This window comes from Streptomyces coffeae (assembly GCF_016741875.1).
GTDB classification, from domain to species: domain Bacteria; phylum Actinomycetota; class Actinomycetes; order Streptomycetales; family Streptomycetaceae; genus Streptomyces; species Streptomyces coffeae.
Genome location: NZ_JAERRF010000004.1, coordinates 42,908 through 69,215, shown reverse-complemented (window position 1 = coordinate 69,215; position 26,308 = coordinate 42,908). Strand labels below are relative to the sequence as shown.

The window sequence follows — 26,308 nt, the reverse complement described above, 5'->3', positions numbered from 1 at the left end:
GGCGGCAGGCGATGCGCCGGATCCAGCCGCGCCGCTCGCCCGCCGTGCCGCTGCTCGTGCTCAGCTGGGCGGGGGCCGCGGCGGTGCTGTCGTTGTGGTGGCAGAACACCCCCAATGTCGAGGGCACCACCCAGTGGCTCACCGGGGCCGGGCGGCTCAGCGGGCTGCTCGCGGGGTACGTACTGGCGCTGGTGGTGCTGCTGATGGCACGCGTGCCCGCACTGGAGCGGCGGGTGGGGTCGGACCGGGTGGCGCGGTGGCACGCGATGAGCGGGCGGTACGCGCTGTGTCTGATCCTGGCCCATGTGGGGCTGATCGTCGCCGGGTACGCCGAGCAGGCGGGCACCGGTCTGGTCGAGCAGGCCGTGACCGTGGTGACGGACTTCCCCGACATGATCGAGGCCACCATCGGCACCGTGACGCTGGTGGTGATCGGGCTGGTCTCGGCGGGGATGGTGCGCCGCCGGGTCTCCTACGAGTTCTGGTACTACCTGCATCTGCTCACCTACGCCGCGGTGTTCCTGACGTTCTGGCACCAGCTCTCCACCGGTGCGGAGTTCGTCGGCGACGAGATGGCACGGACCGCGTGGTGCGCGCTGTACGGAACGGTCACCGCGCTGGTCGCCTGGTACCGGCTGCTGATGCCGCTGAAGCTGAACCTGATGCACCGGATGCGGGTGGAGGCCGTGGTGCCGGAGGCACCCGGGATGGTGTCGGTGCTGATCAAGGGGCATCGCCTGCACCGGCTCGGCGCCGAGGCGGGCCAGTTCTTCCGGTGGCGCTTCCTGGCGCCCGGGCTGCGCTGGGGCTCGCATCCGTACTCGCTGTCCGCGCCGCCCCGGCCCGAGCTGCTGCGGATCACTGTGAAGGCGGTGGGCGGGCACAGCTCCGGGCTGGCCTCGCTGGAGCCCGGTACGCGGGTGTGGGCGGAGGGGCCGTACGGGGCGATGACCGCGGCGCGGCGCAGCCGCGGCAAGGTGCTGATGATCGCCGGTGGGGCCGGGATCACCCCGATCCGGGCGCTGTTCGAGACACTGCCGGGCCGGGGCAGCGATCTCACCCTGCTCTACCGCGCCCGGAGCGTGGACGAGCTGGCGCTGTGGGACGAGTTGAAGCAGATCGCGAACGAACGCGGGGCCCGGCTGCTGTACGCGGTGAACGGCCCGGACGGTGCCCGCCCGGAGATCACCGCGGAGCGGCTGCGGTCGCTGCTGCCCGATGTCGAGGACCACGACGTCTATCTGTGCGGACCGCCGGGTCTTGCCGAGCACGCGTATGAGGCGTTGCACGAGGCCGGGGTGCCGGACCGCCGTATCCACCACGAATCCTTCGAGTTCTGACGATCCGAACGCTGTGACCGAGGTGAAGCCATGAAGAGGAAGCATCCGCTGCGCCGCATCATCCTGGGCACGGCCGCGACCGTCGCCGGTGTGGTGGCGCTGCTCGCCCTGAAGCAGCCCGGTTCGGGCGGGGAGACCGTCGCCCAGCCCGGAGCGGGGCAGGCGCCACCGGCCGCCGCCACCGCACCGGCGGACGGCGGTGGCGCGGGCGGCGGGAGGGCGGGCGGCGGTGGCGCGGGCACCCGGACCGTCACCGGGGAAGAGGCCCGGACCCAGTACGGGCCCGTGCAGGTGAGCCTCACCCTCAGCGGGACGAAGATCACCGCCGCGCAGGCGGTCAAGACCCCCGACTCCGAGCCGCAGAGCGTACAGATCGCCAAGAACGCCGTACCCAAACTGAATCAGCAGGCGGTGACCGCCGCGAAGGTGGACACCGTCTCCGGTGCCACCTACACCAGTCAGGGGTACGCCACCTCGCTCCAGAGCGCACTCGACAAGGCAGGTGTCAAATGAGCCGTGAACACGAACCGCTGCGCCATGTCGAACATGTCATGGGCACCGTCTTCTCCTTCGATGTGCGCGAGGTCCCCGACGCGGCCCGGCCGCGGGTGCAGGCCGCGCTGGACGGCGCCGTGGTCGGACTGCACCGGGTGGACGAGCTGTTCTCCCCGTACCGGCCGGAGAGCCAGATCAGCCGGCTGGCCCGGGGTGAAATGACACTCGCGCAGTGCGATCCGGACGTCCGGGATGTGCTGCGGATGTGCGAGGACGCCGAGTACCGCAGCGGCGGCTGGTTCAGCGCCCGCTTTGCCGGAGGGCAGCCGGATCCGACCGGCCTGGTCAAGGGGTGGGCGGTGGAGCGCGCGGCCCGGATGCTGGTCTCGGCGGGCGCCGGGTCGGTGTGTGTCAACGGCGGCGGGGACGTCCAGGTGCACGGCGGGCCGTGGCGGGTGGGGGTGGCCGATCCGCACCGGCACGGTGAGCTGATCACCGTCGTGGAGGCGCAGGGCGAGCTGGGGGTGGCGACCTCGGGCCCGGCCGAGCGGGGCTGTCACATCCTGGACCCGCGCACCGGCCTTCCCCCGGCGCAGGGCCTCGCCTCGGTCACCGTGATCGCCACCAGCCTGGCCGACGCGGACGCCTGGGCGACCGCGGCCTGCGCGATGGGCGCGGAGCGGGCCCGCCCGTGGCTGCAACGGCTCGCGGGCGCCGAGGCGTTCGTGGTGACGGCGGACGGCGCCACCTGGCACACCTCGGGCTTCGCCCGGTATGTGGCGGACTTGTGCGGGGTGTAGAGCGGGGACCGCCCGCGGTCAGCGGTGGCCGCGGACGGCGTCCGCGAGCAGCGGGGCGTGGGAGTGGTCGAGGTCCTTGGTGGCGGTGAGGAGGGTGAGCGGCCCGGCCTCGGCACGTTCCCGCAGCCGGTCCACGGCCTCGGCCCGCTCGGGTTCGGCCAGTTCGGCGCGGTAACGCCGGGCGAACTCGGCATAGCGCTCGGGCTGGTGGCCGTACCAGCGGCGCAGCTCGGTCGAGGGGGCCGCGGCCTTGGCCCAGTCGTCCAGCTGGACGTCGTCCTTGGCCAGGCCCCGTGGCCAGATGCGGTCCACCAGGACGCGGGTGCCGTCGTCCGGCTCCGGCGCCTCGTACACCCGGCGGACACGGACGCCGGGCCGTGTTCTGTCGGCCATATCACCTATGGAACCATCTCCGCGGCCGGGACCCCGACGGATAATGCGCCACATGGGAAAGGTGTACGAACGGATCGACGGCAGGCTGCGGACTTTCATCGAACAGCAGAAGATCTTTTTCACCGCCACCGCCCCGCTGGCCGGCGACGGCACGGTGAATCTCTCCCCGAAGGGGCTGGCCGGTTCCTTCGCCGTGCTCGACGAACGGACCGTGGCGTACCTGGACTTCGCCGGGAGCAACGCCGAGACCATCGCCCATCTGCGGGAGAACGGGCGGATCACGCTGATGTGGTGCGCCTTCGACGGGCCGCCGAACATCGTGCGGGTGCACGGCCGCGGGGAGCCGGTGTTCCGTGACGATCCGCGGTTCACCGGGCTGCTGGAGCACTTCCCCGGGGTGGACCTCGACGCGCACGGTCTGCGGGCGGTCATCGTGGTGACGGCCGAGCTGATCCGGGACACCTGTGGCTACGCGGTGCCGTATCTGGACTACCGCGAGGAGCGCACCCTGCACGGCGACCGCTTCCGGCGGGAGGACGACGCCTCGCTCGGCCGCTACTTCGAGAAGAAGGAGCACATCGCGCACAGCATCGACGGCCTGCCGGGACTGCCGCTGCCCCTGCCGCCGAGCCCGGCCTGAGCGACCGCGCCCCGAAGGGGCGCGGGGCTGTGTCGATGTGCGGCTCCGCCGCGTGGGCGCGGCCGGCCACGACGCAGCCGCAGCCGCGTGACGGCACCCCGTGGCACTTCCCGCGGAGCGCTCGCTCAGCGCGCCTTCTGAGCCAGCCGCAGCAGATGGTCGGCGAGCGCCTGGCCGCCCGCCGGGTCACGGCTGATCAGCAGCACCGTGTCGTCGCCCGCGATGGTGCCGAGGATGGCGTGCAGCTCCGCCGAGTCGATGGCCGAGGCCAGGAACTGGGCGGCACCGGGCGGGGTGCGCAGCACCACGAGGTTGGCCGACGCCTCGGCGGAGATGAGGAGTTCACCCGCCAGCCGCGCCATCCGCGCCTCGCTCGCCGATTCGCCGAGCGGGGCGCGCGGGGTGCGGTCGCCGCCCTCGCTGGGCACCGCGTAGATCAGTTCGCCGCCGGTGTTGCGGATCTTCACCGCGCCCAGTTCGTCCAGGTCGCGGGAGAGCGTCGCCTGCGTGACGGAGAGTCCGTCGTCGGCGAGCAGCTTCGCGAGCTGGCTCTGGGAGCGGACCGGCTGCCGGTTCAGGATGTCCACGATCCGGCGGTGGCGCGCGGTGCGGGTCTGCGGCACGGACGGTCCGTTGTGGTTCGTCCCGGCGTGCTGGGCCTCGGTGTGCTGCGCCTCGGTCATCGTCTCGTCATTCTCCGGATCGTCGTTCCCCGTGGCCCCCGTGTGCGGCGTCCAGGACGGCGGGCAGCTCCCGGAGGAGGGTGTCCACCTCGCCGTCGGCGACGACGAGCGGCGGGGCCAGCCGGACCACGTCCGGGGCGACCGCGTTCACCAGGAGTCCCGCGTCCTGAGCCGCCTGCTGCACCTGTGGCGCGAGGGACTCTGTGAGCACGATACCCAGCAGCAGCCCGGCGCCACGGACCTGGCCGATCAGCGGGTGGCCGAGTGACTCGATTCCGTCACGCAGCCGCTCCCCCGCGCGCTTGACGCGGTCGAGGATCCCCTCGGCCTCCAGGGTGTCCAGCACGGCGACGGCGGCGGCGCACGCCACGGGGTTCCCACCGAAGGTGGAACCGTGCTGACCTGGGGTCAGCAGCTCGGCGGCGGGCCCGAAGGCGACGGTCGCGCCGATCGGCAGACCGCCGCCGAGCCCCTTGGCGAGGGTGACCACATCGGGCTCCACGCCCTGCGCCTGGTGCTCGAACCAGTGGCCGGTGCGGCCGATACCGGTCTGGATCTCGTCGATCACCAGCAGGGTGCCGGTGGCCCGGGTGATCTCGCGGGCCGCGGCCAGATAGCCCGCGGGGGGCACCACGACGCCGTTCTCGCCCTGGACCGGTTCGACGATGACGAGGGCGGTGTCGGTGGTGACGGCCGCGCGCAGCGCCTCGATGTCGCCGTAGGGGACGTGGGTGACGTCACCGGGCAGCGGAAGGAACGGTTCCTGCTTCGTGGGCTGGCCGGTCAACGCGAGGGCGCCCATGGTGCGGCCGTGGAAGCCGCCGGTGGTGGCCACCATATGGGTACGGCCGGTACGCCGCCCGATCTTGAACGCGGCCTCGACCGCCTCCGCGCCGGAGTTGGAGAAGTAGACCCGCCCGGCGCGGCCGAAGCGCTGGAGCAGCCGCTCGGCGAGCGCCACCGGCGGTTCGGCGATGAACAGGTTGGAGACATGGCCGAGGGTGGCGATCTGGTCGGACACCGCCCGGACGACGGCGGGGTGGGCGTGGCCGAGGGCGTTGACGGCGATACCGCCGACGAAGTCCAGGTACTCCTTGCCGTCGGCGTCCCACAGCCGGGCACCCTCGCCGTGGGTGAGGGCGAGGCGGGGGGTGCCGTAGTTCTCCATCAGCGCCCCCTGCCAGCGCTGTGCGAGTGCGGTGTTGCTCACTGGTCCTCCCCCTCGTCGTCGGCCGTGCCCTCCGGGTCCGGCAGGATCATGGTGCCGATGCCCTCGTCGGTGAAGATCTCCAGCAGGATGGAGTGCTGGACCCGGCCGTCGAGCACCCGTGCGGTGTGGACGCCGTTGCGTACGGCGTGCAGACAGCCCTCCATCTTGGGCACCATGCCGCTGGCCAGCTCCGGCAGCAGCTTCTCCAGCTCGCGCGCGGTGAGCTGGCTGATCACCTCGTCGCTGTTGGGCCAGTCCGCGTAGAGCCCCTCGACATCGGTGAGCACCATCAGCGTCTCGGCGCCCAGGGCGGCGGCGAGCGCGGCGGCCGCGGTGTCGGCGTTGATGTTGTAGACATGGCCGTCGTCGGCGCTGCGGGCGATGGAGGAGACCACCGGGATCCGGCCGTCGTCCAGCAGCGCCCGGACCGCGCCCGGGTCGATCTCGGTGATCTCGCCGACCCGGCCGATGTCCACGCGTTCGCCGTCGATGTCGGCCCAGCGCTTGGTGGCGGTCATGGTGTGGGCGTCCTCGCCGGTCAGGCCGACGGCCAGCGGGCCGTGCTGGTTGAGCAGACCGACCAGCTCACGCTGGACCTGTCCGGCCAGCACCATCCGGACGACATCCATGGCCTCGGGCGAGGTGACCCGCAGACCGGCCTTGAACTCCGAGACCAGGCCCAGCTTGTCGAGCTGGGCGCTGATCTGCGGGCCGCCGCCGTGGACCACGACGGGGCGCAGTCCGGCGTGCCGGAGGAAGACCACGTCCTGGGCGAAGGCGGCCTTCAGCTCCTCGTCGACCATCGCGTTGCCGCCGAACTTGATCACCACGGTCTTGCCGTGGTGACGGGTCAGCCAGGGCAGCGCCTCGATGAGGGTGCGGGCCTTGGGCAGCGCGGTGTGCTTACGGGTGGGTTGTTTTCCCTCATGCGAGTGATTGACCGTCATATCCGACTTCCGGAAGACTTTCGTTTCAGCCGCCGGGCGGGCGGTGCTGGCCTGTGGAGGCGACGTAAGACCTGCCTCGGATGTGTCCGAGCGGGCGGTCGCCGGTGAAGCAGGAACCCTCGTCGGCGACGGCGGGGACCCGCGACAACCAAGCGGGAACGTCAAGAGGAGTAGGCGCTGTTCTCGTGGACGTAGTCGGCCGTCAGGTCGTTCGTCCATACCACCGCAGACTCACCGCCTGCCGCAAGGTCCGCAGTAATCCGGACCTCGCGGTAGCGCATGTCGACCAGCTCGCGGTCCTCGCCGACCGAACCGTTCTTGCAGACCCATACGTCGTTGATGGCGACGTTGAGCTGGTCGGGGTCGAAGGCGGCGGAGGTGGTGCCGATCGCGGAGAGCACCCGGCCCCAGTTGGGGTCCTCGCCGTGGATGGCGCACTTGAGGAGGTTGTTCCGGGCGATGGAGCGGCCCACCTCCACGGCGTCGTCCTCGGTGGCCGCGCCGATGACCTCGATCCGGATGTCCTTGGAGGCGCCTTCGGCGTCCCCGATCAGCTGGCGGGCCAAGTCGTCGCAGACCGCGCGGACGGCCTCGGCGAACTCGGCCTGGCCGGGGGCGACCCCGGAGGCGCCGGAGGCCAGCAGCAGCACGGTGTCGTTGGTGGACATACAGCCGTCGGAGTCCACCCGGTCGAAGGTGGTGCGGGTGGCGGCGCGCAGCGCGGTGTCCAGGCCGGGGGTGTCCACATCGGCGTCGGTGGTGAGGACGACGAGCATGGTGGCCAGGCCGGGGGCGAGCATGCCCGCGCCCTTGGCCATGCCGCCGACCGTCCAGGCGCCGTCCGGGCTCTGCGCGACAGCCGACTTGTGCACGGTGTCGGTGGTCTTGATGGCGATGGCGGCCTTCTCGCCACCGTGCGGGGAGAGGGCGGCGGCGGCCTTCTCCACACCGGGCAGCAGGGCGTCCATCGGCAGCCGGATGCCGATCAGCCCGGTGGAGGCGACGGCCACCTCGCCCGCGCTGTGGCCAAGGATGTCCGCGACCTTCTCGGCGGTCGCGTGGGTGTCCTGGAAGCCGAGCGGACCGGTGCAGGCGTTGGCGCCACCGGAGTTGAGGACCACCGCGGAGATCTGTCCGCCCTTGAGCACCTGCTCGGACCAGAGCACCGGGGCGGCCTTGACGCGGTTGGAGGTGAAGACGCCCGCGGCGGCGAGGCGCGGCCCGTTGTTGACGACGAGGGCGAGATCGGGGTTTCCGTTCTCCTTGATCCCTGCCGCGACGCCGGAGGCGGTGAAGCCCTTGGCGGCCGTAACGCTCATGGAGCGACTCCGATCGTGGAAAGTCCCAGCTCCTCGGGGAGGCCGAGGGCGATGTTCATGCTCTGCACCGCGCCACCCGCGGTGCCCTTGGTGAGGTTGTCGATGGCGCTGATCACGATGGCGCGGCCGGCCGCCTCGTCCAGGGCGACCTGGAGCAGTGCGGCGTTGGATCCGTGGACGGCGGCGGTGGAGGGCCACTGGCCCTCGGGCAGCAGCCGGACGAACGGCTCGTCCCGCAGCGCCTTGTCGTACGCGGCCCGCAGCGACTCCCCCGTCACCCCGGGCCTGACCTTGGCGCTGGAGGTGGCCAGGATGCCGCGGGGCATGGGCGCGAGGGTCGGGGTGAAGGAGACGGAGACACGCTCGCCCGCCGCGGCCGAGAGGTTCTGGATCATCTCGGGGGTGTGGCGGTGACCGCCGCCCACGCCGTACGGGCTCATGGCGCCCATGACCTCGCTGCCCAGCAGATGCGGCTTGGGCGCCTTGCCCGCGCCGGAGGTGCCGGAGGCGGCGACGATCACGGCCTCGGGCTCGAGGAGGCCCGCCGCGTAGGCGGGGAAGAGCGCGAGCGAGACGGCGGTCGGATAGCAGCCCGGAACCGCGATGCGCTTGGACCCCTCCAGCGCGGCGCGGGCCCCGGGCAGCTCGGGGAGGCCGTAGGGCCAGGTACCGGCGTGCGGTGAACCGTAGAACCTCTCCCAGTCCGCCGCGTCCGCCAGCCGGAAGTCGGCGCCGCAGTCGATGACCAGGACCTGGTCCCCGAGCTGCTCGGCGACGGCGGCGGACTGCCCGTGCGGCAGCGCCAGGAAGACCACGTCATGCCCGGCCAGGGCGTCCGCGCTGGTCGGCTCGAGCACTCGGTCGGCGAGCGGGAGCAGATGCGGCTGGAGGGCGGCGAGCGGCTGTCCGGCGTTGGAGTTGCCGGTCAGGGTGCCGATCTCCACCTCGGGGTGGGCCAGCAGCAGACGCAGCAGCTCGCCGCCCGCGTATCCGCTCGCCCCTGCCACCGCAGCACGTACCGCCATCGCTGTCCTCCTCAGGTATGGCATGACTATACGATCGAGGGCAGTTTTATGCAAAGCCGAATCGTCGTGACGATCATGGTTGGTAGCCTCCCGGGCAGCGGGTCGCGGTGATCGTGCGCCCGGTCAAGGTGCGGCACATCGTCGGGGTGGAGCGGTTCCGGCCCGGCGGCCCCGTCCCGGCCTGACCACGGGAGGGGAAGCGGCGAAGGAGACGGCGTATGCGGGAGGGGCTGGACGCGGTCGGCTGGGCGGGGCTGAGCCACGGCTACGGATCCGCCGAGGACGTACCGGACCTGCTGCGCCGATGTGCCGGGCCGGATCCGGTGGACGCCGACAGCGCGGCGGACGACCTGCTCGATCTCCTCTACCACCAGGGCGGTTGGATCTGCCCGACCGCCTCGGCCGCGCTCCCGTTTCTGCTGCGGCTTGCCGCGCGGCCGGAGGTGCCGAGCCGTCGCGCGGTGCTGGACCTGGTGGCGATGCTGGCGTACGAGGCCGGGCAGGTCGCCGAACGGTTCCTGGATCCCGGGTGGGCGCCCTCATGGGCACGTGTACTGCCGGACGTCCTGGCCCTGTTGGCCGACCCGGCGGCGGAGATCCGCCGCGCCGCGGCCGAGATCCTCGGTGTCTGCCAGAGCCCCGGAGAGGTTGTCCTGCCCGCGCTGCTGCGGTGCTGGGAGACCGAGGAGGAGCCGAAGTCCCGGCTGGACCTGGTCCTCGCACTCGGCCGGGCGGCCCTGCGTGAACCGGCCGGTCCGGAGGCCGCCCGGGTGCACGATCTGCTGCGCGGTCTGCTGCACGGCCCGGAGCCGCAGGTGCGGCTGGCGGCGGTGCACGCCCTGGCACCGGGCGAGCCCGGCCTTCCGGCGCGAGAGCTGGACCTCGTCCTGGCGGCGATCCGGCATCCGAGCGTGGCCGAGTGGCAGGGCACCAGCATGGTGGACAACGGCGGGGCGAGGGGCGCCCAGGCGATGACGGCCGCCCTGCTCACGGGCCCGTCCCCGGCCTTCGTCCTGGGCCTGCTGGCCGACCACCCCGACGAGGCGCAGCGGATCGGCGCGCTGGAACAGGCGGGCGGGCTGCTGGTGGAGTGGCGGTCACCCACCGCCGCGTTGCTGCCCGCCCTGGCGGCGCGGCTGGACGACCCGGCCGCCGAGGCGCGGTTTCTGGCGGCGGAGCTGCTGGCGTGCCTGGGACCGTCGGCCGCTGCCCACGCGGACGCGGTCGCCGGGTTGCTGGAGGACCCCGGGCTCCCGGCGGCTCACCGGGACGGCACGGTCGGCGACGCGGCGCTGTGGGCCCTGGCCCGGATGACCGACCCGCGCTGTGTACCGGCCGTGATCGAGCTGCTGATGGGCGCCCGCCCCGGTTTCACCTGGGTCTCCGCGTACAGCAGCGCACGCGGAGGCGTTCACTACCCCGCGCTGCCCGCGCTCCATGAGGTTCTCGCCCGCCTTCCGGACCACGCCGAACCGTTGCTGCCGGTGATCTGCGACCGGCTCGGCACCGCCACGGAGGACGATCTGCGCGCCGAACTCGGCACGGTGCTCGCCTCCTGGGGAACCGCTGCCGAGCCGGCCGTTCCGCGGCTGGTGCCGCTGCTGGCGGACGACCGGCGGTGGACGGCGGCGGCGACGGCCCTGGCGGGGATCGGGGCGGCGGACAGCGCCGCATGTGAACTGCTGCGGGCCCGGGTGCTCGACGGTGGCGCCGATGCGCAACTCGCCGCGTGGGCGTACTGGAAGACCGGTGGTGAGCCCGATGTGGCCCTGTCCGTGCTGGGTCCCGCCGCTGCCGACGGCGGCTCCCCCCTCACCGCCCTGCGCAGACTGGCGGACCTCGGCCCGTACGCCGCCCGCTACGCGGACCGGCTGCGGACGCTGACCACCGTCGGCGACTGGACCGGGGTCGAGGCCGCCCACGCCCTCTGGGCCGCGACAGGCGACACCGAGCACACCGTCCCCGCCCTGCTGACGGCCGTGCGGCCGCTGGCCGACGGCAGATACCTGCCGGTCATCCTCGCCGCGGTGCGGTACCTGACCCGTATGGGCCCCGCCGCCCGGCCCGCCGCGCGTCTGCTGTGCGAGGTGCCGGACGACGACCGCCGTCTTCACTACTTCGCCGGGTGGCGGGCCTTCACCGAGGACGAGTCCCTCCGCGCGGCCGTTGCCGCGTTGCTCGCGGCGGCCGCGTGAGCCGCTTCGCCCCGGGCGATCAGTTGGTCCATGGTGGCGCGGGGCAGGGCGGGGTTGGTGGCCGCCGCTTCGGCCACCTCGTCGTCGGAGTCGGTGAGCAGATCGGTGGCGATGTGGGACGGCAGGGCGGGGTGGGCGGCGGCCAGGGGGCGGGCGCGGGGGTCGGTGAGGCAGACGGCGAGCGCCCGGGGTGTGGCGTGGGGGTGCCGGGCGATCTCGCGGAGGGCCTTGCGCGCCGGCGGTTCACGGCGGGACAGCTCCTCCAGCAGGGCCGGTGAGGCGTCGGGGTTGGCCGCCACCTTCCCGGCCACCCGGACACCGTGGCGGTCGGCCATGGTGTGCAACAGGGCGTCCGGCAGGCCCGGGTGGGGCGCGATGGCGGCGAGGACCTTGGCGTCGGGGTCGGTGGCCAGCGCGTCGCGGATCGCGGGCGGCAGATCGCGGCGTACGGCCAGGAGCATCCGGACGGCGGGATGCGGTGACGCGGCCAGGGCGGTGACCTCCGCGGCCGACGCGGCGGCGATACGCGGCAGCAGGGTGGGGCCGATGCGGGTGGTGCGGGCCAGGTCCGCGAGGACGTCCAGCGGCACCCGCGGATGGTGTGCGAGGTCGCGCCGTACGGTGTCGACGCGGTCGGTGGCGAGCGTACGGATCAGGGCCTCGTCGATGGCGGGATTGGCGGCGAGGTCGCCGCGGACGCCTGGGAGGGGGTCGGTGGCGAGCCGGGCGCCGGTCCCGGGCGGCAGATCGGCGCGGGCGGCCAACTCCCAGCGCAGCACGGCGGACGGGTCGTCGGCGAAGGCGATGACGGCCTCGGTGGGGGTGGCCGGATTCCGCAGGGCGAGCTGACGGATGGTCTGCACGCCGGCCTCATGGTCCCCGCCGTGCGGGGCGTCCGGAGGCGCGGCGCCACCCGGTTCGGGGGCACAGTCCGGGCACCATCGCGCGGGCGGCAGCCCGTCGCCGGTGAGGAGGGCGGCCAGTACGGCCGGTGGTGTCGCCTCGTTCGCCGCCACCGCGCAGCGGACCGCGGTGTGCGGATGTTCCGCGAGCCGGGCGGCCACCTCCGGCGGGGCGAAGAGCGCGAGCTCCGCCACCACATCGAGGTCGGGGTCGGCGGCCAGTGTCTCCACCACATCGGGCGGCAGTCCGGGGCAGCCCGCCAGCGTCACCCGGTGCCCGGCGTCCGGGTCCACCGCGAACCGGCGGGCCCACTCGGACCGTCCGGCCCCCTGGTCGAGCAGCGCGAGCGCGGCCTGCGGCCGGGTCACGGGGTCCACGTCACCGGCGGTCAGCTTGCCCTCGTACGCGAGCGATACGGCGGCCCCCTCCGACCGCGCGGCCAGAGCCAGCGACTGCGGACGGCTGAGGTCCGCGCGGCCCGCCAGGCTGTCGGCGAGGTCGGTGAACGAGGCGTCCCCGGCCTCCGCCGCCATGTCCGCGATATCCGTGAGCGCGATCAGTCGGTCGATCAGCTCCGGCGGCAGGGCGGGGTTGGCCGCGAGGCCGCACAGCATGCGAATGGTCCGCTCTCCCTCATGCATCGCTCGCGAGTTCGACATGACGTCATACTGGCAGCTCGCTATCTCGGGGGAGGCGGACTATGGACACCGGACCGACGGCGAGAAACGGGTGCCGACTGGCGGCGGAGGCACTGCCGGACGGGCTGACCCATGGGCCGAGCCGGGAGTTCCTGGTCGAGCGCGGGCTGCCCGAGGTCGCCGCCGACCTCGACTTCACCGCGCTGTGCGGGGCCGGGCCGGCGCCCTTCACCACCCACGGCGGCCAACTCATCGGCGATGGGCGGCTGTTGGTGCTCGGCACGACCGACTACTGCGGCAGCCGGGTGGTGCTCGACGGCGCCACCGGTGCGGTGGTGCTGGCCGGGTGGGCCGGGGCCACCTCCCGTGGCCCGGCGGGGGCGGAGCTGGTCCACGATCCGCTGGCCTCCTCACTGCCCGCCCTCGCGGAGCTGCTCGACACCTGTGAGTGGGTGTCGGAGTCCGCGCTGCGGGCCGACGCGTATGACGGGCGCCGCGGCCCGGGTGCCCTGGCCGAGGTGATCGAGGCCGCCGCGGGGCGGCTGCGCGCCGCCGACCCGGAGCTGTTCGGCGCCGAGGCCGCTCCCGCGCACTGGCGCACCTGTCTGCTGGTGCGTTCCCTGGCCTGGGGCGCCCGGCCCGGTCCGGCGGACGGGCCGGCGTACCTCTTCGATCCGGACCTGGTGCGGGACCTCGCGCGGCTGGACGGCGAGGGCCGGGTGCGCCACTACCGCCCGGAGGAGCTGCCGGACCGGCTGACCCATGAACCGACCCGGCGGCTGCTCACCGAGAGCGGACTGCCGCTCGGCGGTGAGCTGTTCAGCGTCGGCGACGAGCCGCTGCGCACCATGGCGGAGGCCCACCCCGACACCTTCGCGGGGACAGGGGAGCCGGGGGCGGACCACGACGGCTCCGGCACGGCCACGGGCCGGAGCCACCAGCGCGACTTCCTGGCCATCGGATGGTGGCCGCATGACCTCGCGGTCGCCCTCGACGGTGCCACCGGACGGCTGGAGCTGCCGGACTGGTACGGGGAGGGCGAGCCCGCGGCCTATCTGAACCGGGATCTGTCGGCGCTGCTGTACGCCTGGTGGATCTATGAGCGGCTGCGCGACGAGTGGCACCACTGGGACCACGGGGCCGCCGCGGACACCTGGCGGGTGTTCGATCCGTTCGCCCTGCTGAGCAGCCGGGTCGACGCGATGGTGGAGGCGGTGGACCCGGAGGCGTTCCGGACCTCCGCGCACTCGTGGCGGATGCTGGCCGAGGATCCGTACACCGGCGGGCTGCTGTCCCACTGAGCTTCGGCAGCCGACTGGGCTTCGGCGGCGCACCGGTGAACCACGGCCGCCCCGGCCGGGCGGATGCCGGCCGGGGCGGTGCGGAGGAAACGGCGCCGGGCGCTCGCGTCGTCGGCGTCAGCCGAGGGTGGCGAGGGCCTGGTTGAGGGTGGCCGACGGCCGCATGACCGCCGACGCCTTGGCCGCGTCGGGCTGGTAGTAGCCACCGATGTCGGCGGCCGAGCCCTGGACGGCGATCAGCTCGTCGACGATGGTCTGCTCCTGCTCGGTGAGCGTCTTGGCCAGGGCCGCGAACGCGCCCGCGAGCTCGGCGTCGTCGGTCTGCTTGGCCAGTTCCTGGGCCCAGTACAGGGCCAGGTAGAAGTGGCTGCCGCGGTTGTCGATCCCGCCCACGCGACGGCTCGGCGACTTGTTCTCGTTGAGGAAGCTGCCGGTGGCGCGGTCCAGGGTGTCCGCGAGCACCTGGGCGCGCGCGTTGCCGGTCTTCTGCGCGAGGTGCTCGAAGCTGACCGCGAGGGCCAGGAACTCACCCAGGCTGTCCCAGCGCAGGTAGTTCTCCTTGACCAGCTGCTGGACGTGCTTGGGAGCCGAGCCGCCCGCGCCCGTCTCGAACAGCCCGCCGCCATTGATCAGCGGGACGACGGAGAGCATCTTGGCGCTGGTGCCGAGCTCGAGGATCGGGAACAGGTCGGTCAGGTAGTCACGCAGGACGTTGCCGGTGACCGAGATCGTATTCTCGCCGCGGCGGATCCGCTCCAGCGAGAACGTGATCGCCTCCACCGGCGAGAGGATCTTGATCTCGAGGCCCTCGGTGTCATGCTCGGTCAGGTACGCCGTGACCTTCTCGATGAGGTTGGCGTCATGGGCACGGCCCTCGTCGAGCCAGAACACGGCCGGGTCGCCGGTGGCGCGGGCGCGGGTGACGGCCAGCTTGACCCAGTCGCGGATCGGCACGTCCTTGGTCTGGCACATCCGGAAGATGTCACCGGTGCTGACGACCTGCTCCAGCACCACGGCGCCGGAGGCGTCCAGGACGCGGACGGTACCGGTGGTGGGGATCTCGAAGGTCTTGTCGTGGCTGCCGTACTCCTCGGCCTTCTGCGCCATCAGACCGACGTTGGGCACCGAGCCCATGGTGGCCGGGTCGAAGGCGCCGTTGGCGCGGCAGTCGTCGATGACGACCTGGTAGATCCCGGCGTAGCTGCTGTCCGGGATGACCGCGAGGGTGTCGGCCTCCTCGCCGTCCGGGCCCCACATATGACCCGAGGTGCGGATCATGGCGGGCATGGAGGCGTCCACGATGACATCGCTCGGGACGTGCAGGTTGGTGATGCCGCGGTCGGAGTCGACCATGGCCAGCTCCGGGCCCTCGGCCAGCTCGGCGTCGAAGGACGCCTTGATCGCCGGGCCCTCGGGGAGGGACTCCAGGCCCTTGAGGATGCCGCCGAGGCCGTCGTTCGGGGTCAGACCGGCCGCGGCCAGGGTCTCACCGTGGGCGGCGAAGGTCTTCGGGAAGAACGCGCGCACCGCGTGGCCGAAGACGATCGGGTCGGAGACCTTCATCATCGTGGCCTTCAGGTGCAGCGAGTACAGCACGCCCTCGGACTTGGCGCGGGCGACCTGCGCGGCGAGGAACTCCCGCAGCACGGCCACGCGCATCACGGACGCGTCCACGACCTCGCCCGCGAGCACCGGTACCGACTCGCGCAGCACGGTGGTGGAGCCGTCGTCACCGGCCAGCTCGATGCGCAGGGTGCCGTCCTCGGCGATGACCGCGGACTTCTCGGTGGAGCGGAAGTCGTCGCCGGTCATGTGGACGACGTTGGTCTTGGAGTCGGCCGTCCAGGCGCCCATGCGGTGCGGGTGCGCCTTGGCGTAGTTCTTGACCGAGGCGGGGGCGCGGCGGTCGGAGTTGCCCTCGCGCAGCACCGGGTTGACGGCGCTGCCCTTGACCTTGTCGTAGCGGGCGCGGATGTCGCGCTCCTCGTCGGTCTTCGGGTCGTCCGGGTAGTCCGGGAGCGCGTAGCCCTGCTGCTGGAGCTCGGCGACCGCGGCCTTCAGCTGCGGGATCGACGCCGAGATGTTCGGCAGCTTGATGATGTTCGCCTCGGGGGTCTTGGCGAGCTCGCCCAGCTCGGCGAGGGCGTCGGGGATCCGCTGGCCCTCTTCGAGACGCTCGGGGAACTGAGCGATGATCCGTCCGGCCAGGGAGATGTCCCGGCGCTCGACGGTGACCCCGGCGGTCGAGGCGTACGCCTCGATCACGGGGAGGAAGGAATACGTCGCGAGGGCCGGGGCCTCGTCGGTGTGCGTGTAGATGATCGTCGAGTCAGTCACCGGGTGCTCCGCTCCTCCACGTCTGCAACATTGCTCGACATCAAGATATCTCGTGTTCGGGTCCCTCTCGAAAGAGCCCTCGGGAATCGGCCGTGTGACGCTGGGCATGGTCGCGGCCGCGCACCGGCGCTCGCGGCGGCATCCGGTCCGTGGAGGGCGCTCGGACCGGAGAGATCCACACCCCGCCATAAGGGATCCCTACAATTCTCCGGCGCCACTCTCGATGCCGGACAACATACGCTCACGCTCAATACCCCTGGCAGATTGGCCGTGGGGACACCACCCCACCCGCTCCGACCCATGGGAGGGGTTGTATCACTGCGACAAAGGGGGTTGTTGAATGTCCACAGCGCACACCCATCCCGGCCCGGTGGCCGAACCGGTGCTGGTCACCGGGCTCGGGGCCACCACACCGCTGGGCGGGGACGTGGCCTCGACCTGGGAGGCGATGCTGGCCGGGCGGTCCGGGATCGGCCCGATCGAGGAGGAGTGGGCGGCCGGGCTGCCGGTGCGGATCGCGGGCCGGCTCGCCGTCGAGCCCACCGAGGTGATGGACCGGGTCCAGGCGCGGCGGCTGGACCGCTGTGAGCAGATCGCGCTGATCGCCGCGCGGGAGGCATGGGCGGACGCGGGGACGCCCGGCGTCGATCCGGAGCGGCTGGCCGTGGTGATCGGGACCGGCACCGGCGGGGCGCTGACCATGCTGGGCCAGGACGATGTCCTGGAGAGGTCGGGGGTGCGGCGGGTGTCGCCGCACACCGTGCCGATGCTGATGGCGAACGGGCCCGCGGCCTGGGTCAGCATCGAGCTCGGCGCGCGCGGCGGCGCCCACACCCCGGTCAGCGCCTGTGCCTCGGGGGCCGAGGCCATCGCGATGGGCCTGGATCTGATCCGGCTGGGCCGGGCCGATGTGGTGGTGGCGGGCGGCACCGAAGCCTGTGTCTGCGCACTGCCGCTGGCCGGGTTCGCCCAGGCCAGGGCGCATTCGACCCGCAATGACGAACCCGCCCTGGCCTCCCGCCCGTTCGATGTGGACCGCGACGGCTTTGTCATCGGGGAGGGTGCGGCGGTGGTGGTGCTGGAGCGCGCCGGGTTCGCCGCGGCGCGGGCGGCACGAGCCCATGCGGCGCTCGCGGGCGCGGGTGTCACCTCGGACGCGTACCACATCACCGCGGGCCACCCCGAGGGTCAGGTCCGCGCGATGCGGAGGGCGCTGGCCTCGGCGGGGCTGTCACCGCTCGCGGTCGGGCATATCCACGCCCACGCCACCTCGACCCCCCAGGGCGATCTGGTCGAGGCCCGGTCCATCGCCGAGGCCATCGGGCCGCATCCGGCGGTCACCGCGACCAAGTCGATGACCGGCCATCTCTTCGGGGCGGCGGGAGCCGTCGGCGCGCTGTCCGCGATTCTCGCGGTACGCGACGGTGCCATCCCGCCGACCCGCAATCTGGACACCCTCGACCCAGAGGTGAAGCTCGACGTTGTGGCCGGCGGCCCCCGGCGCGGCCCGCTGACGGCGGCGCTGGCGAACTCCTTCGGGTTCGGCGGCCACAACGCCTCGCTGGTCTTCACCTCCGCGCCCTGACGCGGGACGGCCGGTGGTCCGGGATTCCATGGCTCACCGGCCGCTTTCCGCGCTCAGCGGATGATGTGGAGGGTGAGATCGGTCTCGGTGTCGCTGGTGTTGACGGCGTTGATGTATCCGTGGGCCGTGCGATAGCGCCCGGTGCCTCCGGTGATCGCGACCGTCACCACGCCGGGACCGGCCGCGGTGACCCTGACCACCCCCTGGATGGTGAGGTCCCCGTCGGCAAGGCTGAGCGTGCCCACGCACTGCTGGCTGAAGGTGTCGGGCACGGGGCCGACCCGGGTCAGGGTGCAGACCTCGTCGAAGCTCCCCACCACGGCGGAGCCCCGCAACAGATCCCCGGCCAGGACGAGTTCGTCCCCCTGGCTGGTGCCGGGGCCATCGTTGTCGATGAAGGTGATCTGGGTCTGCCGCGCGACCAGTTCGAGGACTTGCTCGCGGCCAGTGTTCGCGGAGTGTCCGCCGACGGGAACCGGCGCGGCCGCCACCGCCGGGGAAGCCCAGACGAGGGTGGTGGCCAGAGCGGCGGCGCTCAGCGCGAGGGGGGCAAAGCGGGGCATCGTACGTCTCCCGAGGTTCGTGGAGCCCGCCCGGTCTGACCCTGTGTCACACCGCGGACACGCTCCGGAATGATCCTCACCGGGGCCGCGCATCACGGCGACCGGCCAGGATCATCCAGGTGAACGGCCGCCCCCGGTCGGCGCAGCGCGGCGGTGCGGCGCATCCCCGGCGCGCCCTCGGCGCGCTCTCGGGTCAGCGGAGCGCGTCACCGTCCATCCGCAGCCGCCACTGCCCCGGCCGGCCGGTGAGGGTGAGGGTGGACAGCGGCTGGATGTCCACGTTCCAGTAGCAGTGCGGGGGTGCCTTGAGCGCGTACATCATGGCCGCGCGTATGACCCCGGGGTCGGCGACGGCGAGCATCTTGGTGTGGTGCTCGGCCGGGCGGGTGTCCAGCCAGCCGCCGACGCGGGTGATGAAGTCCAGCAGGCATTCACCGCCGTGCGGCGCGGAACGCGGATTGGCGAGCCAAGCGTCCACCGTCGCCGGTTCGCGCGCCATCACATCCGCCAGGGTACGGCCCCGCCAGCGGCCCATGTCGCAGTCGCGCAGGGCGAGTTGGGCGAGCGGGGTGAAGCCGAGGGCGTCGCCGGTCTCCCGGCTGCGCGGCGACGGCGAGCAGTAGCGCAGCTCCGCCGCGGCCAGCGGAAGCAGGGTGGGCGCGGCCCGCTCCACGGCGATGCGGCCGGCCATGTCCAGGGGTCGTTCGTCGTCGAACCGCTCGCCGAGCCGGGAGGAGCTGCGGGCGGCGGCGACCAGCGTGAACCGGAACGTCATCCCGGCATGGTATTCACACCACGTCGCGGGCGGACGGCTGCCGGGCGAAGAGGAGGTGCATCCACTGGGACGGGACGTCCAGCGGCTCGAAGCCCACCTTCCGGTAGACGTCGTGGGCGTCCTCGGTGGCCAGCAGGATGCGGCGCAGCCCGTACGGCGCGAGATGGTCGCGGACGGCGGTGACCAGATCGGTGCCGAGACCCCTGCCGCGGACGGAGCGGTCGACGTAGACGTCGCACAGCCAGGAGAAGGTGGCGTAGTCGGTGAGGACGCGGGCGTAGGCGACCTGGGCGCCCGAGGCGGCGTCGTACACGCCGAAGTTGAGCGAGGAGGCGATCGCCCGGTCCTGCTTCTCCCGGGCGCGGCCGAGGGCCCAGTAGGCGTCGGTGGACAGCCAGTGGTGGATACGGGCCGGGTCGAGCCGCGCCGGGTCGGTGGATATCTCGAAGCCGTCGGTCATGGGGGCGTTCCTATCAGCCGCCCGGCGGCGGGGCGACCGGTTTTCCCCCGTGACCGGGGGCTTTCGTCCCGCTCAGCCCAGCACCTCGGCACAGGCGGTACGGAGCCGGCGGACGCCCTCGGCGAGCTCACCGGCCCCGGCCACCGAGGCGAAGCTCAGCCCAGCCGCCTGCCGGCGGGGCCGACGCATTGCCCTCGTGACCGGGGACAGCCCCGTCGGCAGGGCAGCGATTTCCCCCGCGACCGAGGGCTCCTCGTCCCGCTCAGCCCAGCACCTCGACACAGGCGGTACGGAGCCGGCGGACGCCCTCGGCGAGCTCACCGGCCCCGGCCACCGAGGCGAAGCTCAGCCGTACGTGCGGCGCGGGCGGCTCGGCGCAGAAGTACGGACGGCCGTGGGCGACGGCGACCCCGGCGCGCAGCGCGGCGGAGGCCAGTGCGGCTTCGTCGGTGCGCTGGGGCAGCCGCAGCCACAGGTGGTAGCCGCCGAGCGGCACATGCGGCAGGTCGAGACCGGGCAGTTCCTGCCGGACGGCGGTGACCATGGCCTGGCGCCGGGCGCGCAACTCGGCCGCGACGGTGCGCAGATGGCGGGGCCAGGCGGGGGCACCGACCAGTTCCAGGGCGGCCTCCTGCAACGGCCGGGGGACGAAGAAACTGTCGACGACCTGGATCGCGCGCAGCCGCTCGAAGGCGGGGCCGCGGGCGGCGAGCGCGCCGACCCGCAGGCTGGGCGAGGTGGCCTTGGTGAGCGAGCAGACGTGGACCACGACCCCGTCCGGGTCGTCCGCGGCGAGCGGGGCGGGCAGCGGCGGGGAGTCCTCGTGGACGAGGCGGCGGGCGAAGTCGTCCTCCACCACGAAGGCACCCGCCGCGCGGGCGATCCGCAGCACCTCGCGGCGCCGCTCGGCGGCCAGGCTCGCGCCGGTCGGGTTCTGGAAGAGCGGCTGGCAGACGAAGACGCGGGCGCCGCTCGCGCGCAGCGCCTCCGCGAACAGATCGGTGCGCACTCCGTCGGTGTCCGCCGGGACCGGGACCGGGCGCACCCCGGAGGCGCGGGCGGCGGCCAGCATCCCGGGGTAGGTGGGGGATTCGACGAGCACCGGGGCGCCGGGCGGGGCGAGAGCGCGCAGCGCGCAGGTGAGCGCGGCCTGGCCGCCCGCGGTGACCAGGACATCGGCGGCGGCGAGGGTTCCGGCCGGGCCGCCGATCTCCCGGGCGAACCAGTCGCGGAGCTCGGTGAGCCCTTCCATGGGCGGGCGACCCCAGGCGCCGGGCCGCCTCCCGGCCCGGGCCAGGGCGGCGGACAGGGCGCGTTCGGGCTGGAGGGAGGGGTGGAGATAGCCGCCGTTGAGCTCCAGGGTGCCGGGCGGCGGGGCGGCGAGCGTGGCCAGCACCCCCGAGGCGTCGACCGAACGCGGTACGGCCTCGCCCGCCGTCTCCACGCTGAGGGCGACCTCCTGCCAGGAGGTGTCGCCCGGCCGGGACGCCTCGGGGCGGGGGCGGACGGCGCGGAAGGCACCCGCGCCGGGGCGGGTGACCACCAGCCCCTCGGCGGCGAGGACGGCCAGGGCGCGGGAGACGGTCACCGGGCTCACCCGGTGGCGCTCGACCAGAGCCCGACTGGATGGCAGCTTCTCACCCGGCGAGTAGCGGTTCAGCTCTTTCCGCAGGCTTTCGGCCAGCTCAGCCACGCTGCTACGCTCATGCATGACAGCCAATGATAGCGCTACTGCGCCAGGCACGATAGCGGTGAACAGCGGCGGCGGCACCGCGCACCCCGAGGTTTCCGGGACGACCGGCACCCTTCTGGCCGCGCTGGGTGTGGCCGCCTTCTCGCTCACCTTCCCCGCCACCGCCTGGGGTCTGGAGGGGTTCGGCCCCTGGTCGGTGACCACCTGCCGGATGGTGCTCGCCGCGCTGGTCGCGGGCGGGGCGCTGGCGGCGCTGCGGGTTGCGCCGCCGCACCGCCGCCACTGGCCCGGACTGCTGGTGGTGGCCGCCGGGGTGGTGGTGGGCTTTCCGCTGCTGACCACACTCGCCCTCCAGACCTCCACCACCTCGCACGCGGCCGTGGTCGTCGGGCTGCTGCCGCTGACCACCGCCGCCTTCTCCGCGGTGCGCACCGGCATCCGGCCATCCCCGGTGTTCTGGGCGGCGGCGCTGGCCGGGGCCGCGGTGGTGATCGCCTTCGCGGTGCAGCAGAGCGGCGGCACTCCGACCACCGGCGATCTGTATCTGTTCGCCGCCCTTCTGGTGTGCGCCGCGGGCTACACCGAGGGCGGACGGCTGGCCGCCCATATGCCGGGGTGGCAGGTGATCGGCTGGGCCCTGGTGGGGTGTCTGCCGGTCGCCGCGGCGGGCGCGGCGCTGGCGCTGCGATACGAGCCGGTCCACCTCGGCGGCCACGCGGTCGCCGGGCTGCTGTGGCTGGCGGTGGGGTCGCAGTTCCTGGGGCTGCTGGTCTGGTACCGCGGGATGGCCGCCATCGGGGTGGCCCGGGCCAGCCAGCTCCAGCTGGCCCAGCCGCTGCTGACGCTGGTGTGGTCGGTGCTGCTGCTGAACGAGGACCTCTCCCCCGCCGCCCCGGCCGCCGCGGTCGCGGTCCTGGTGTGTATCGGGGTGACCCAGCGTGCCCGGATGCCGGAAAAGCCGGAACGGACCCGCATCCGGGCAGGCGCAAACATGGAGGACCGGCCATAAACTGGGCCTCAAGGATTGTCCTCCGGAAATCCGTAGGAGGTCATGTAGATGGAGGCGACCGTAGGCGACAAGCTGCTGGTGCACGGCAGGGTTGTCGGCATTCACGACCGGACCGCGGAAATCATCGAAGTGCTCGGGGACCACGGCGAACCGCCCTACCGCGTCCGCTACGAGGACGACGGCCACGAGTGCCTGTTCTCTCCCGGCCCCGACTCGGTCGTCCGCCACCTGCCCGGCAAGCGGCGCTAGCGCGCCGCGGATCCGGCTCAGCGGGGCGGACGCACCCGGCACCCGTAGTGGTCGGCGACCACACGCGCCATGGCGCCGTTGCGGTCGGCGGCCACTTCCTTTGCGGAGAAGAAGACGTTTCCCCTGACCTGGGGGAAATCCCGGTCGAAGGTGAGATGGCGGGACAGCTCGGTGGGGTCCTGCCAGGGGGTGGGCTGCGCCGGATCGCCCGCCTTGTACAGCGCCTCGCCGATGTAGAGCCGCGCCCCGGTGCCGCGCACCGTGTCCGCCCACCACGGCACCAGTTCGGCGTAGTCGGCGGCGGCGAATCCGATGTTCCAGTACACCTGCGGAACGACATAGTCCAGCCAGCCCCGCCGCACCCAGCCGCGGGTGTCCGCGTACAGGTCGTCGTAGGTCTGCACCCCGGCGGTGGTCCGCGAGCCACGCGGATCGGTGGCCGCGTTGCGCCACACGGCGAACGGGCTGATACCGAAGCGCACCCCCGGCTTCAGCCGCTTGATCCGTACGGCCGTCTCGCGCACCAGGCGGTCGATGTTGTCCCGGCGCCAGGCGGCCCGGTCCGGAAAGCACGCGCCGTAGCGGGCATAGGCGTCGTTGTCGTCGAAGACCTGGCCCGCGACCGGATAGGGGTAGAAGTAGTCGTCCCAGTGGACGGCGTCGATGTCGTAGCGGACGACGGCGTCCAGCATCGCGTCCTGGACGAAGCGGCGGACCTCGGGCAGCCCGGGGTTGTAGTAGAGCTTTCCGCCATACCTCACGATCCACTCGGGGTGGCGACGGGCGGGGTGGGTGGGGACCAGCCTGCCGGGATCGGTGTGATTGGCGACGCGGTAGGGGTTGAACCAGGCGTGCAGCTCCAGACCGCGCCGGTGCGCCTCCCGTACGGCGGTGCCCAGCGGATCCCAGCCCGGGTCCTGCCCCTGCGCGCCGGTGAGGTACTCCGCCCACGGCTCGTACGGCGAGGGCCACAGCGCGTCGGCGGTCGGCCGCACCTGGAAGATCACCGCGTTGAGCCTGCGCAGGACGGCGGTGTCCAGGGCGGCGAGCAGCTCGGCCCGCTGCTGCTCGGGGGGAAGACCGGGCCGGGAGGGCCAGTCCCGGTTGGCGACGGTGGCCAGCCACATCCCGCGGAACTCGGGGCGCCGCCGCGTCTCCCGTCCGGCCGCCGCCGCCTCGCCCGCCGTGGCCGCGCCGGCCAGCGCCCCGGCGGCCGCCACCGTCAGACTTCTGCGCGTGATCTGTCCCATGCCCGACTCCTCACTCGCCGCGTGCCGATGACTCCCGCTGTAGCCCACAACTCCCGCTGATGATGCGGCTCTTGGGGGCGCCCGGCAATGCTTGCCGCGGTTCCCGCGACGGTCGGCCCCGCCGGCCGCCGAACCCCGGTGACTTCACTCTTCCCGCGCGGGCATCCGGGCGCGCGCGTCCACACCGAAACGGGTGGTGACGCAGCGGTGACAGCGGGCGGAGCGCGCCGGGTGAATCCGGCCCCGCCCCGTCCCCTGCCCATAACCGGCAGGTAACGTCTGGGGCGGCAGGGGGACCACACAGTCGGCAGACAGATCAGTGATCAGCGAAAGGCACGATGTGACCGACATCGAACGCGTCGGAGTGGTGGGCTGCGGCCAGATGGGCGCGGGCATCGCGGAGGTGTGCGCCCGTTCCGGCCTGGACGTCATGGTCGCGGAGACCACCGGCGAGGCCCTGGAGATCGGCCGGACCCGCCTGACCAACTCCCTCGGCAAGGCCGCCGAACGCGGCAAGATCACCGAGGAGGAGCGGGACGCGACGCTGGAGCGGCTGAGCTTCACCACGGATCTGGGGGAATTCGCCGACCGCGATCTGGTCATCGAGGCCGTCGTGGAGAACGAGCAGGTCAAGACCGAGATCTTCCAGGTGCTCGACCAGGTGGTGACCCGTCCGGACGCGATCCTGGCCTCCAATACCTCCTCCATCCCGCTGGTCAAGCTGGCCGTGGCCACCTCGCGGCCGGACCAGGTCATCGGCATCCACTTCTTCAATCCGGCCCCGGTGCAGGCGCTGATCGAGCTGGTCCCGGCGCTGACCACCGGCGACGAGACCATCAAGCGCGCCGAGGCGCTGGTGCACGACGCTTTGGGCAAGCACGCCATCCGGGCCCAGGACCGCTCCGGATTTGTGGTCAACGCGCTGCTCATCCCGTATCTGCTCTCCGCGATCCGGATGTTCGAGTCCGGGATCGCCAGCCGGGAGGACATCGACAACGGCATGGAGATGGGCTGCGCCCATCCGATGGGCCCGCTCAAGCTGTCCGATCTGATCGGTCTGGACACCATCGCGGCCATCGCCGACTCGATGTATTCGGAGTACAAGGAGCCGCTGTACGCCGCTCCCCCGCTGCTGCTGCGCATGGTGGATGCGGGACGGCTGGGCCGTAAGACCGGCTCGGGCTTTTACCTGTACTGATCCGGATGTACTGATCCGCTCACCGGGGCGGGCGGCCTCCTCCTCCGCGCGGGCCTCCCGGCTCGGGCGGTCCCGGCGCCTTTTCCAGGGCGCCCGGTCCACCCGGTGGCCGCGGTGGTCAGCCCTCTGACGGCATCGCGCCGGACGAAGGAGCTCGGCGAACTGCCGCACACCGGTCACTCAGCGTGAAGCCCACTCCCATGCCTGCCCCGGGTACCCGCGGATGGCCGGAACACGCCGTAGGCGAAACGGCAAACGGAACGGGAAACGGAAGGGCCGGGCCGGGGCCGCACCGGCATTCGCACGGGGTGTGCGCCGGTGACTCGCACACCCCCGCCGCACACTCTCCCGCGCGACCCCGGTCAACGGTTGACTCTCTGCGTGACCACTGCACGGACGTACATCCGGAAGGGGATCAACCCGTGACCACCGAGCCCGACCACGCCGCGTTATCCGTGGAGCTCGCGGAACTCCGACGCACCGTCGATGTGGGCTTCGCCCGGGTCGACGGCCGGCTCGCCCTGCTCGACCACCGGGGGGAACAGGCGGAGGAGGACGTCGGTCAACTGGCCGGCCGGGTCAGGATACTGGAACACGGGCGCTGGCCACTGCCCTCCATCGCCGCTCTCACCGGCCTCTCCTCGCTGGCGCTCGCGGTGTGGCAGGCGGCCGGGCGCTAGCCGCTCCGCGGTAAGTGCCGCGAGGTGCCGTCGTCCGTGCCCGCGGTCAGCCGAGGCGGATGTGGTGGAGCAGCAGCAACGCCGCCGCCATGTTGGCCGCGGGCACCTCACCCCGCGCGACCAGGTCGGGCACCGACTTCAGCGGCACCCACTCCCGGCGGTCGGACTCGAAGTCGTCCTCCGGGTGACCGACGTACGCGGCCTCCTCGGCCCAGTAGATGTGGTGGCGGGCGTCGGTGAGCCCGTTGGACGGTTCGACGGAGAGCAGATGGCGCAGCGGCCCCGGGCGCCAGCCGGTCTCCTCCTCCATCTCCCGCGCCGCGGCGTCCTCCACGCTCTCCCCGTCCTCGACCACCCCCGCGGCCAGTTCCCAGCCCCAGGCGTCGGTGATGAAGCGGTGCCGCCACAGCAGCAGCACCTCATTGGCCGCGTTGACCACGGTGGCCACGGCCACCGGGCGCAGCCGGATCAGATAGTGGTCCAGGTGGCGGCCGTCGGGGAGTCTGACATCGGCGAGATTGACCCGGAACCACCGGTTCTCGTACACGGTCCGCTCCTTGAGGTTCTTCCACCGCACTACCGGCCACCTTTCGCCGCACAGATGGCAATCCCCGGCCAGC

Annotated in this window: 25 protein-coding genes; 11 read left to right on the top strand and 14 right to left on the bottom strand. The window is 72.8% G+C overall.

What is annotated here, in order from left to right:
- Positions 1-11: 11 nt before the first annotated feature.
- From JK363_RS07355 to JK363_RS07345, 3 genes are read left to right on the top strand one after another with little or no spacing between them, the layout of a single operon-like run.
- Positions 12-1,340 (top strand): ferredoxin reductase family protein, encoded by a 1,329-nt coding sequence (locus JK363_RS07355; protein ID WP_201873704.1) that lies wholly within the window; start codon positions 12-14, stop codon positions 1,338-1,340.
- A gap of 30 nt (positions 1,341-1,370) precedes the next feature.
- The gene (locus JK363_RS07350; protein WP_201872806.1) at positions 1,371-1,853 is read left to right on the top strand and encodes an FMN-binding protein; all 483 of its coding nucleotides are present in this window, start codon (positions 1,371-1,373) and stop codon (positions 1,851-1,853) included.
- Positions 1,850-2,635, top strand: a complete 786-nt coding sequence (locus tag JK363_RS07345) for an FAD:protein FMN transferase (protein ID WP_236075621.1) — start codon at positions 1,850-1,852, stop codon at positions 2,633-2,635. The genes JK363_RS07350 and JK363_RS07345 overlap by 4 nt, the downstream gene beginning before the upstream one ends.
- Positions 2,636-2,653: 18 nt before the next feature.
- On the opposite strand, the gene JK363_RS07340 is transcribed toward JK363_RS07345, so the two are convergent.
- Positions 2,654-3,028, bottom strand: coding sequence for a DUF488 domain-containing protein (locus JK363_RS07340; protein ID WP_201872804.1), 375 nt, complete (start codon positions 3,026-3,028; stop codon positions 2,654-2,656).
- Positions 3,029-3,080: 52 nt separating this feature from the next.
- On the opposite strand from JK363_RS07340, the gene JK363_RS07335 reads away from it, so the two are divergent.
- Positions 3,081-3,668: a pyridoxamine 5'-phosphate oxidase family protein gene (locus tag JK363_RS07335; protein WP_201872802.1), complete on the top strand. Its 588-nt coding sequence runs from the start codon at positions 3,081-3,083 to the stop codon at positions 3,666-3,668.
- 125 nt (positions 3,669-3,793) lie between these two features.
- Here the strand turns inward: JK363_RS07335 and JK363_RS07330 are convergent, their stop codons facing one another.
- The 5 genes from JK363_RS07330 to argC all read right to left on the bottom strand — a co-directional run bounded on the left by JK363_RS07330 (position 3,794) and on the right by argC (position 8,852).
- Positions 3,794-4,351, bottom strand: a complete 558-nt coding sequence (locus tag JK363_RS07330; protein ID WP_201872799.1) for an arginine repressor — start codon at positions 4,349-4,351, stop codon at positions 3,794-3,796.
- A gap of 7 nt (positions 4,352-4,358) precedes the next feature.
- Positions 4,359-5,561 carry an acetylornithine transaminase gene (locus JK363_RS07325; RefSeq protein WP_201872791.1) on the bottom strand — a complete coding sequence of 401 codons (1,203 nt, stop codon included), beginning with the start codon at positions 5,559-5,561 and terminating at the stop codon, positions 4,359-4,361.
- Complete coding sequence (gene argB, locus JK363_RS07320) at positions 5,558-6,508, bottom strand: acetylglutamate kinase (protein WP_201872789.1); 951 nt, start codon at positions 6,506-6,508, stop codon at positions 5,558-5,560. The genes JK363_RS07325 and argB overlap by 4 nt, the downstream gene beginning before the upstream one ends.
- A gap of 161 nt (positions 6,509-6,669) precedes the next feature.
- Entirely contained in the window at positions 6,670-7,827 is a 1,158-nt protein-coding gene (argJ, locus tag JK363_RS07315; RefSeq protein WP_201872787.1) for a bifunctional glutamate N-acetyltransferase/amino-acid acetyltransferase ArgJ, read from the bottom strand.
- Positions 7,824-8,852 carry an N-acetyl-gamma-glutamyl-phosphate reductase gene (argC, locus tag JK363_RS07310; protein ID WP_201872785.1) on the bottom strand — a complete coding sequence of 343 codons (1,029 nt, stop codon included), beginning with the start codon at positions 8,850-8,852 and terminating at the stop codon, positions 7,824-7,826. Before argC ends, argJ begins: the two co-directional genes overlap by 4 nt.
- Before the next feature lie 218 nt (positions 8,853-9,070).
- On the opposite strand from argC, the gene JK363_RS07305 reads away from it, so the two are divergent.
- Positions 9,071-11,047 (top strand): HEAT repeat domain-containing protein, encoded by a 1,977-nt coding sequence (locus JK363_RS07305; protein WP_201872784.1) that lies wholly within the window; start codon positions 9,071-9,073, stop codon positions 11,045-11,047.
- On the opposite strand, the gene JK363_RS07300 is transcribed toward JK363_RS07305, so the two are convergent.
- A complete protein-coding gene (locus JK363_RS07300) occupies positions 10,966-12,609 on the bottom strand; it encodes a hypothetical protein (RefSeq protein WP_236075620.1) in 1,644 nt (547 codons plus the stop codon). The two genes, JK363_RS07305 and JK363_RS07300, sit on opposite strands and share 82 nt — an antisense overlap.
- Before the next feature lie 41 nt (positions 12,610-12,650).
- On the opposite strand from JK363_RS07300, the gene JK363_RS07295 reads away from it, so the two are divergent.
- The gene (locus tag JK363_RS07295) at positions 12,651-13,889 is read left to right on the top strand and encodes an SUKH-4 family immunity protein (RefSeq protein WP_201872782.1); all 1,239 of its coding nucleotides are present in this window, start codon (positions 12,651-12,653) and stop codon (positions 13,887-13,889) included.
- 117 nt (positions 13,890-14,006) lie between these two features.
- On the opposite strand, the gene JK363_RS07290 is transcribed toward JK363_RS07295, so the two are convergent.
- Positions 14,007-16,226: an NADP-dependent isocitrate dehydrogenase gene (locus tag JK363_RS07290; protein WP_201872780.1), complete on the bottom strand. Its 2,220-nt coding sequence runs from the start codon at positions 16,224-16,226 to the stop codon at positions 14,007-14,009.
- Positions 16,227-16,566: 340 nt separating this feature from the next.
- On the opposite strand from JK363_RS07290, the gene JK363_RS07285 reads away from it, so the two are divergent.
- Positions 16,567-17,811 (top strand): beta-ketoacyl-[acyl-carrier-protein] synthase family protein, encoded by a 1,245-nt coding sequence (locus JK363_RS07285; RefSeq protein WP_201872778.1) that lies wholly within the window; start codon positions 16,567-16,569, stop codon positions 17,809-17,811.
- A 53-nt stretch (positions 17,812-17,864) separates the two neighbouring features.
- On the opposite strand, the gene JK363_RS07280 is transcribed toward JK363_RS07285, so the two are convergent.
- The 4 genes from JK363_RS07280 to JK363_RS07265 all read right to left on the bottom strand — a co-directional run bounded on the left by JK363_RS07280 (position 17,865) and on the right by JK363_RS07265 (position 21,320).
- Positions 17,865-18,374, bottom strand: a complete 510-nt coding sequence (locus tag JK363_RS07280; protein ID WP_201872776.1) for an allene oxide cyclase barrel-like domain-containing protein — start codon at positions 18,372-18,374, stop codon at positions 17,865-17,867.
- A gap of 193 nt (positions 18,375-18,567) precedes the next feature.
- A complete protein-coding gene (locus JK363_RS07275; RefSeq protein WP_201872774.1) occupies positions 18,568-19,149 on the bottom strand; it encodes a histidine phosphatase family protein in 582 nt (193 codons plus the stop codon).
- 13 nt (positions 19,150-19,162) lie between these two features.
- The gene (locus JK363_RS07270) at positions 19,163-19,609 is read right to left on the bottom strand and encodes a GNAT family N-acetyltransferase (protein ID WP_201872772.1); all 447 of its coding nucleotides are present in this window, start codon (positions 19,607-19,609) and stop codon (positions 19,163-19,165) included.
- A gap of 262 nt (positions 19,610-19,871) precedes the next feature.
- Positions 19,872-21,320 (bottom strand): aminotransferase-like domain-containing protein, encoded by a 1,449-nt coding sequence (locus JK363_RS07265; RefSeq protein ID WP_201872770.1) that lies wholly within the window; start codon positions 21,318-21,320, stop codon positions 19,872-19,874.
- Between JK363_RS07265 and JK363_RS07260 the strand changes: the two genes are divergently transcribed.
- Both JK363_RS07260 and JK363_RS07255 read left to right on the top strand, forming a co-directional pair.
- Positions 21,319-22,311, top strand: coding sequence for a DMT family transporter (locus JK363_RS07260; protein ID WP_201872767.1), 993 nt, complete (start codon positions 21,319-21,321; stop codon positions 22,309-22,311). The genes JK363_RS07265 and JK363_RS07260 overlap by 2 nt on opposite strands.
- Before the next feature lie 48 nt (positions 22,312-22,359).
- Positions 22,360-22,560 carry a DUF1918 domain-containing protein gene (locus tag JK363_RS07255; protein ID WP_201872765.1) on the top strand — a complete coding sequence of 67 codons (201 nt, stop codon included), beginning with the start codon at positions 22,360-22,362 and terminating at the stop codon, positions 22,558-22,560.
- 17 nt (positions 22,561-22,577) lie between these two features.
- Here JK363_RS07255 and JK363_RS07250 read toward each other — a convergent pair whose 3' ends face one another.
- The gene (locus tag JK363_RS07250) at positions 22,578-23,810 is read right to left on the bottom strand and encodes a glycoside hydrolase family 10-like protein (protein WP_201872763.1); all 1,233 of its coding nucleotides are present in this window, start codon (positions 23,808-23,810) and stop codon (positions 22,578-22,580) included.
- 340 nt (positions 23,811-24,150) lie between these two features.
- Here JK363_RS07250 and JK363_RS07245 point away from each other — a divergent pair, with 340 nt between their 5' ends.
- Together JK363_RS07245 and JK363_RS07240 are read left to right on the top strand one after the other, a co-directional pair.
- A complete protein-coding gene (locus JK363_RS07245; protein WP_201872753.1) occupies positions 24,151-25,008 on the top strand; it encodes a 3-hydroxybutyryl-CoA dehydrogenase in 858 nt (285 codons plus the stop codon).
- A 422-nt stretch (positions 25,009-25,430) separates the two neighbouring features.
- The gene (locus JK363_RS07240) at positions 25,431-25,688 is read left to right on the top strand and encodes a hypothetical protein (RefSeq protein ID WP_201872751.1); all 258 of its coding nucleotides are present in this window, start codon (positions 25,431-25,433) and stop codon (positions 25,686-25,688) included.
- A 46-nt stretch (positions 25,689-25,734) separates the two neighbouring features.
- Here the strand turns inward: JK363_RS07240 and JK363_RS07235 are convergent, their stop codons facing one another.
- Positions 25,735-26,265: an NUDIX hydrolase gene (locus JK363_RS07235; protein WP_201872749.1), complete on the bottom strand. Its 531-nt coding sequence runs from the start codon at positions 26,263-26,265 to the stop codon at positions 25,735-25,737.
- Positions 26,266-26,308: the final 43 nt, after the last annotated feature.

What these genes read in the sequence shown, in the direction of transcription:
- JK363_RS07355 (WP_201873704.1), top strand. Translation starts at nt 12, where the DNA reads ATGCGCCGGATCCAGCCGCGCCGCTCGCCCGCCGTGCCGCTGCTCGTG.
- JK363_RS07350 (WP_201872806.1), top strand. Translation starts at nt 1,371, where the DNA reads ATGAAGAGGAAGCATCCGCTGCGCCGCATCATCCTGGGCACGGCCGCG.
- JK363_RS07345 (WP_236075621.1), top strand. Translation starts at nt 1,850, where the DNA reads ATGAGCCGTGAACACGAACCGCTGCGCCATGTCGAACATGTCATGGGC.
- JK363_RS07340 (WP_201872804.1), bottom strand. Translation starts at nt 3,028, where the DNA reads ATGGCCGACAGAACACGGCCCGGCGTCCGTGTCCGCCGGGTGTACGAG.
- JK363_RS07335 (WP_201872802.1), top strand. Translation starts at nt 3,081, where the DNA reads ATGGGAAAGGTGTACGAACGGATCGACGGCAGGCTGCGGACTTTCATC.
- JK363_RS07330 (WP_201872799.1), bottom strand. Translation starts at nt 4,351, where the DNA reads ATGACCGAGGCGCAGCACACCGAGGCCCAGCACGCCGGGACGAACCAC.
- argB (WP_201872789.1), bottom strand. Translation starts at nt 6,508, where the DNA reads ATGACGGTCAATCACTCGCATGAGGGAAAACAACCCACCCGTAAGCAC.
- argJ (WP_201872787.1), bottom strand. Translation starts at nt 7,827, where the DNA reads ATGAGCGTTACGGCCGCCAAGGGCTTCACCGCCTCCGGCGTCGCGGCA.
- argC (WP_201872785.1), bottom strand. Translation starts at nt 8,852, where the DNA reads ATGGCGGTACGTGCTGCGGTGGCAGGGGCGAGCGGATACGCGGGCGGC.
- JK363_RS07305 (WP_201872784.1), top strand. Translation starts at nt 9,071, where the DNA reads ATGCGGGAGGGGCTGGACGCGGTCGGCTGGGCGGGGCTGAGCCACGGC.
- JK363_RS07300 (WP_236075620.1), bottom strand. Translation starts at nt 12,609, where the DNA reads ATGTCGAACTCGCGAGCGATGCATGAGGGAGAGCGGACCATTCGCATG.
- JK363_RS07295 (WP_201872782.1), top strand. Translation starts at nt 12,651, where the DNA reads ATGGACACCGGACCGACGGCGAGAAACGGGTGCCGACTGGCGGCGGAG.
- JK363_RS07285 (WP_201872778.1), top strand. Translation starts at nt 16,567, where the DNA reads ATGTCCACAGCGCACACCCATCCCGGCCCGGTGGCCGAACCGGTGCTG.
- JK363_RS07280 (WP_201872776.1), bottom strand. Translation starts at nt 18,374, where the DNA reads ATGCCCCGCTTTGCCCCCCTCGCGCTGAGCGCCGCCGCTCTGGCCACC.
- JK363_RS07275 (WP_201872774.1), bottom strand. Translation starts at nt 19,149, where the DNA reads ATGACGTTCCGGTTCACGCTGGTCGCCGCCGCCCGCAGCTCCTCCCGG.
- JK363_RS07270 (WP_201872772.1), bottom strand. Translation starts at nt 19,609, where the DNA reads ATGACCGACGGCTTCGAGATATCCACCGACCCGGCGCGGCTCGACCCG.
- JK363_RS07260 (WP_201872767.1), top strand. Translation starts at nt 21,319, where the DNA reads ATGACAGCCAATGATAGCGCTACTGCGCCAGGCACGATAGCGGTGAAC.
- JK363_RS07265 (WP_201872770.1), bottom strand. Translation starts at nt 21,320, where the DNA reads ATGCATGAGCGTAGCAGCGTGGCTGAGCTGGCCGAAAGCCTGCGGAAA.
- JK363_RS07255 (WP_201872765.1), top strand. Translation starts at nt 22,360, where the DNA reads ATGGAGGCGACCGTAGGCGACAAGCTGCTGGTGCACGGCAGGGTTGTC.
- JK363_RS07250 (WP_201872763.1), bottom strand. Translation starts at nt 23,810, where the DNA reads ATGGGACAGATCACGCGCAGAAGTCTGACGGTGGCGGCCGCCGGGGCG.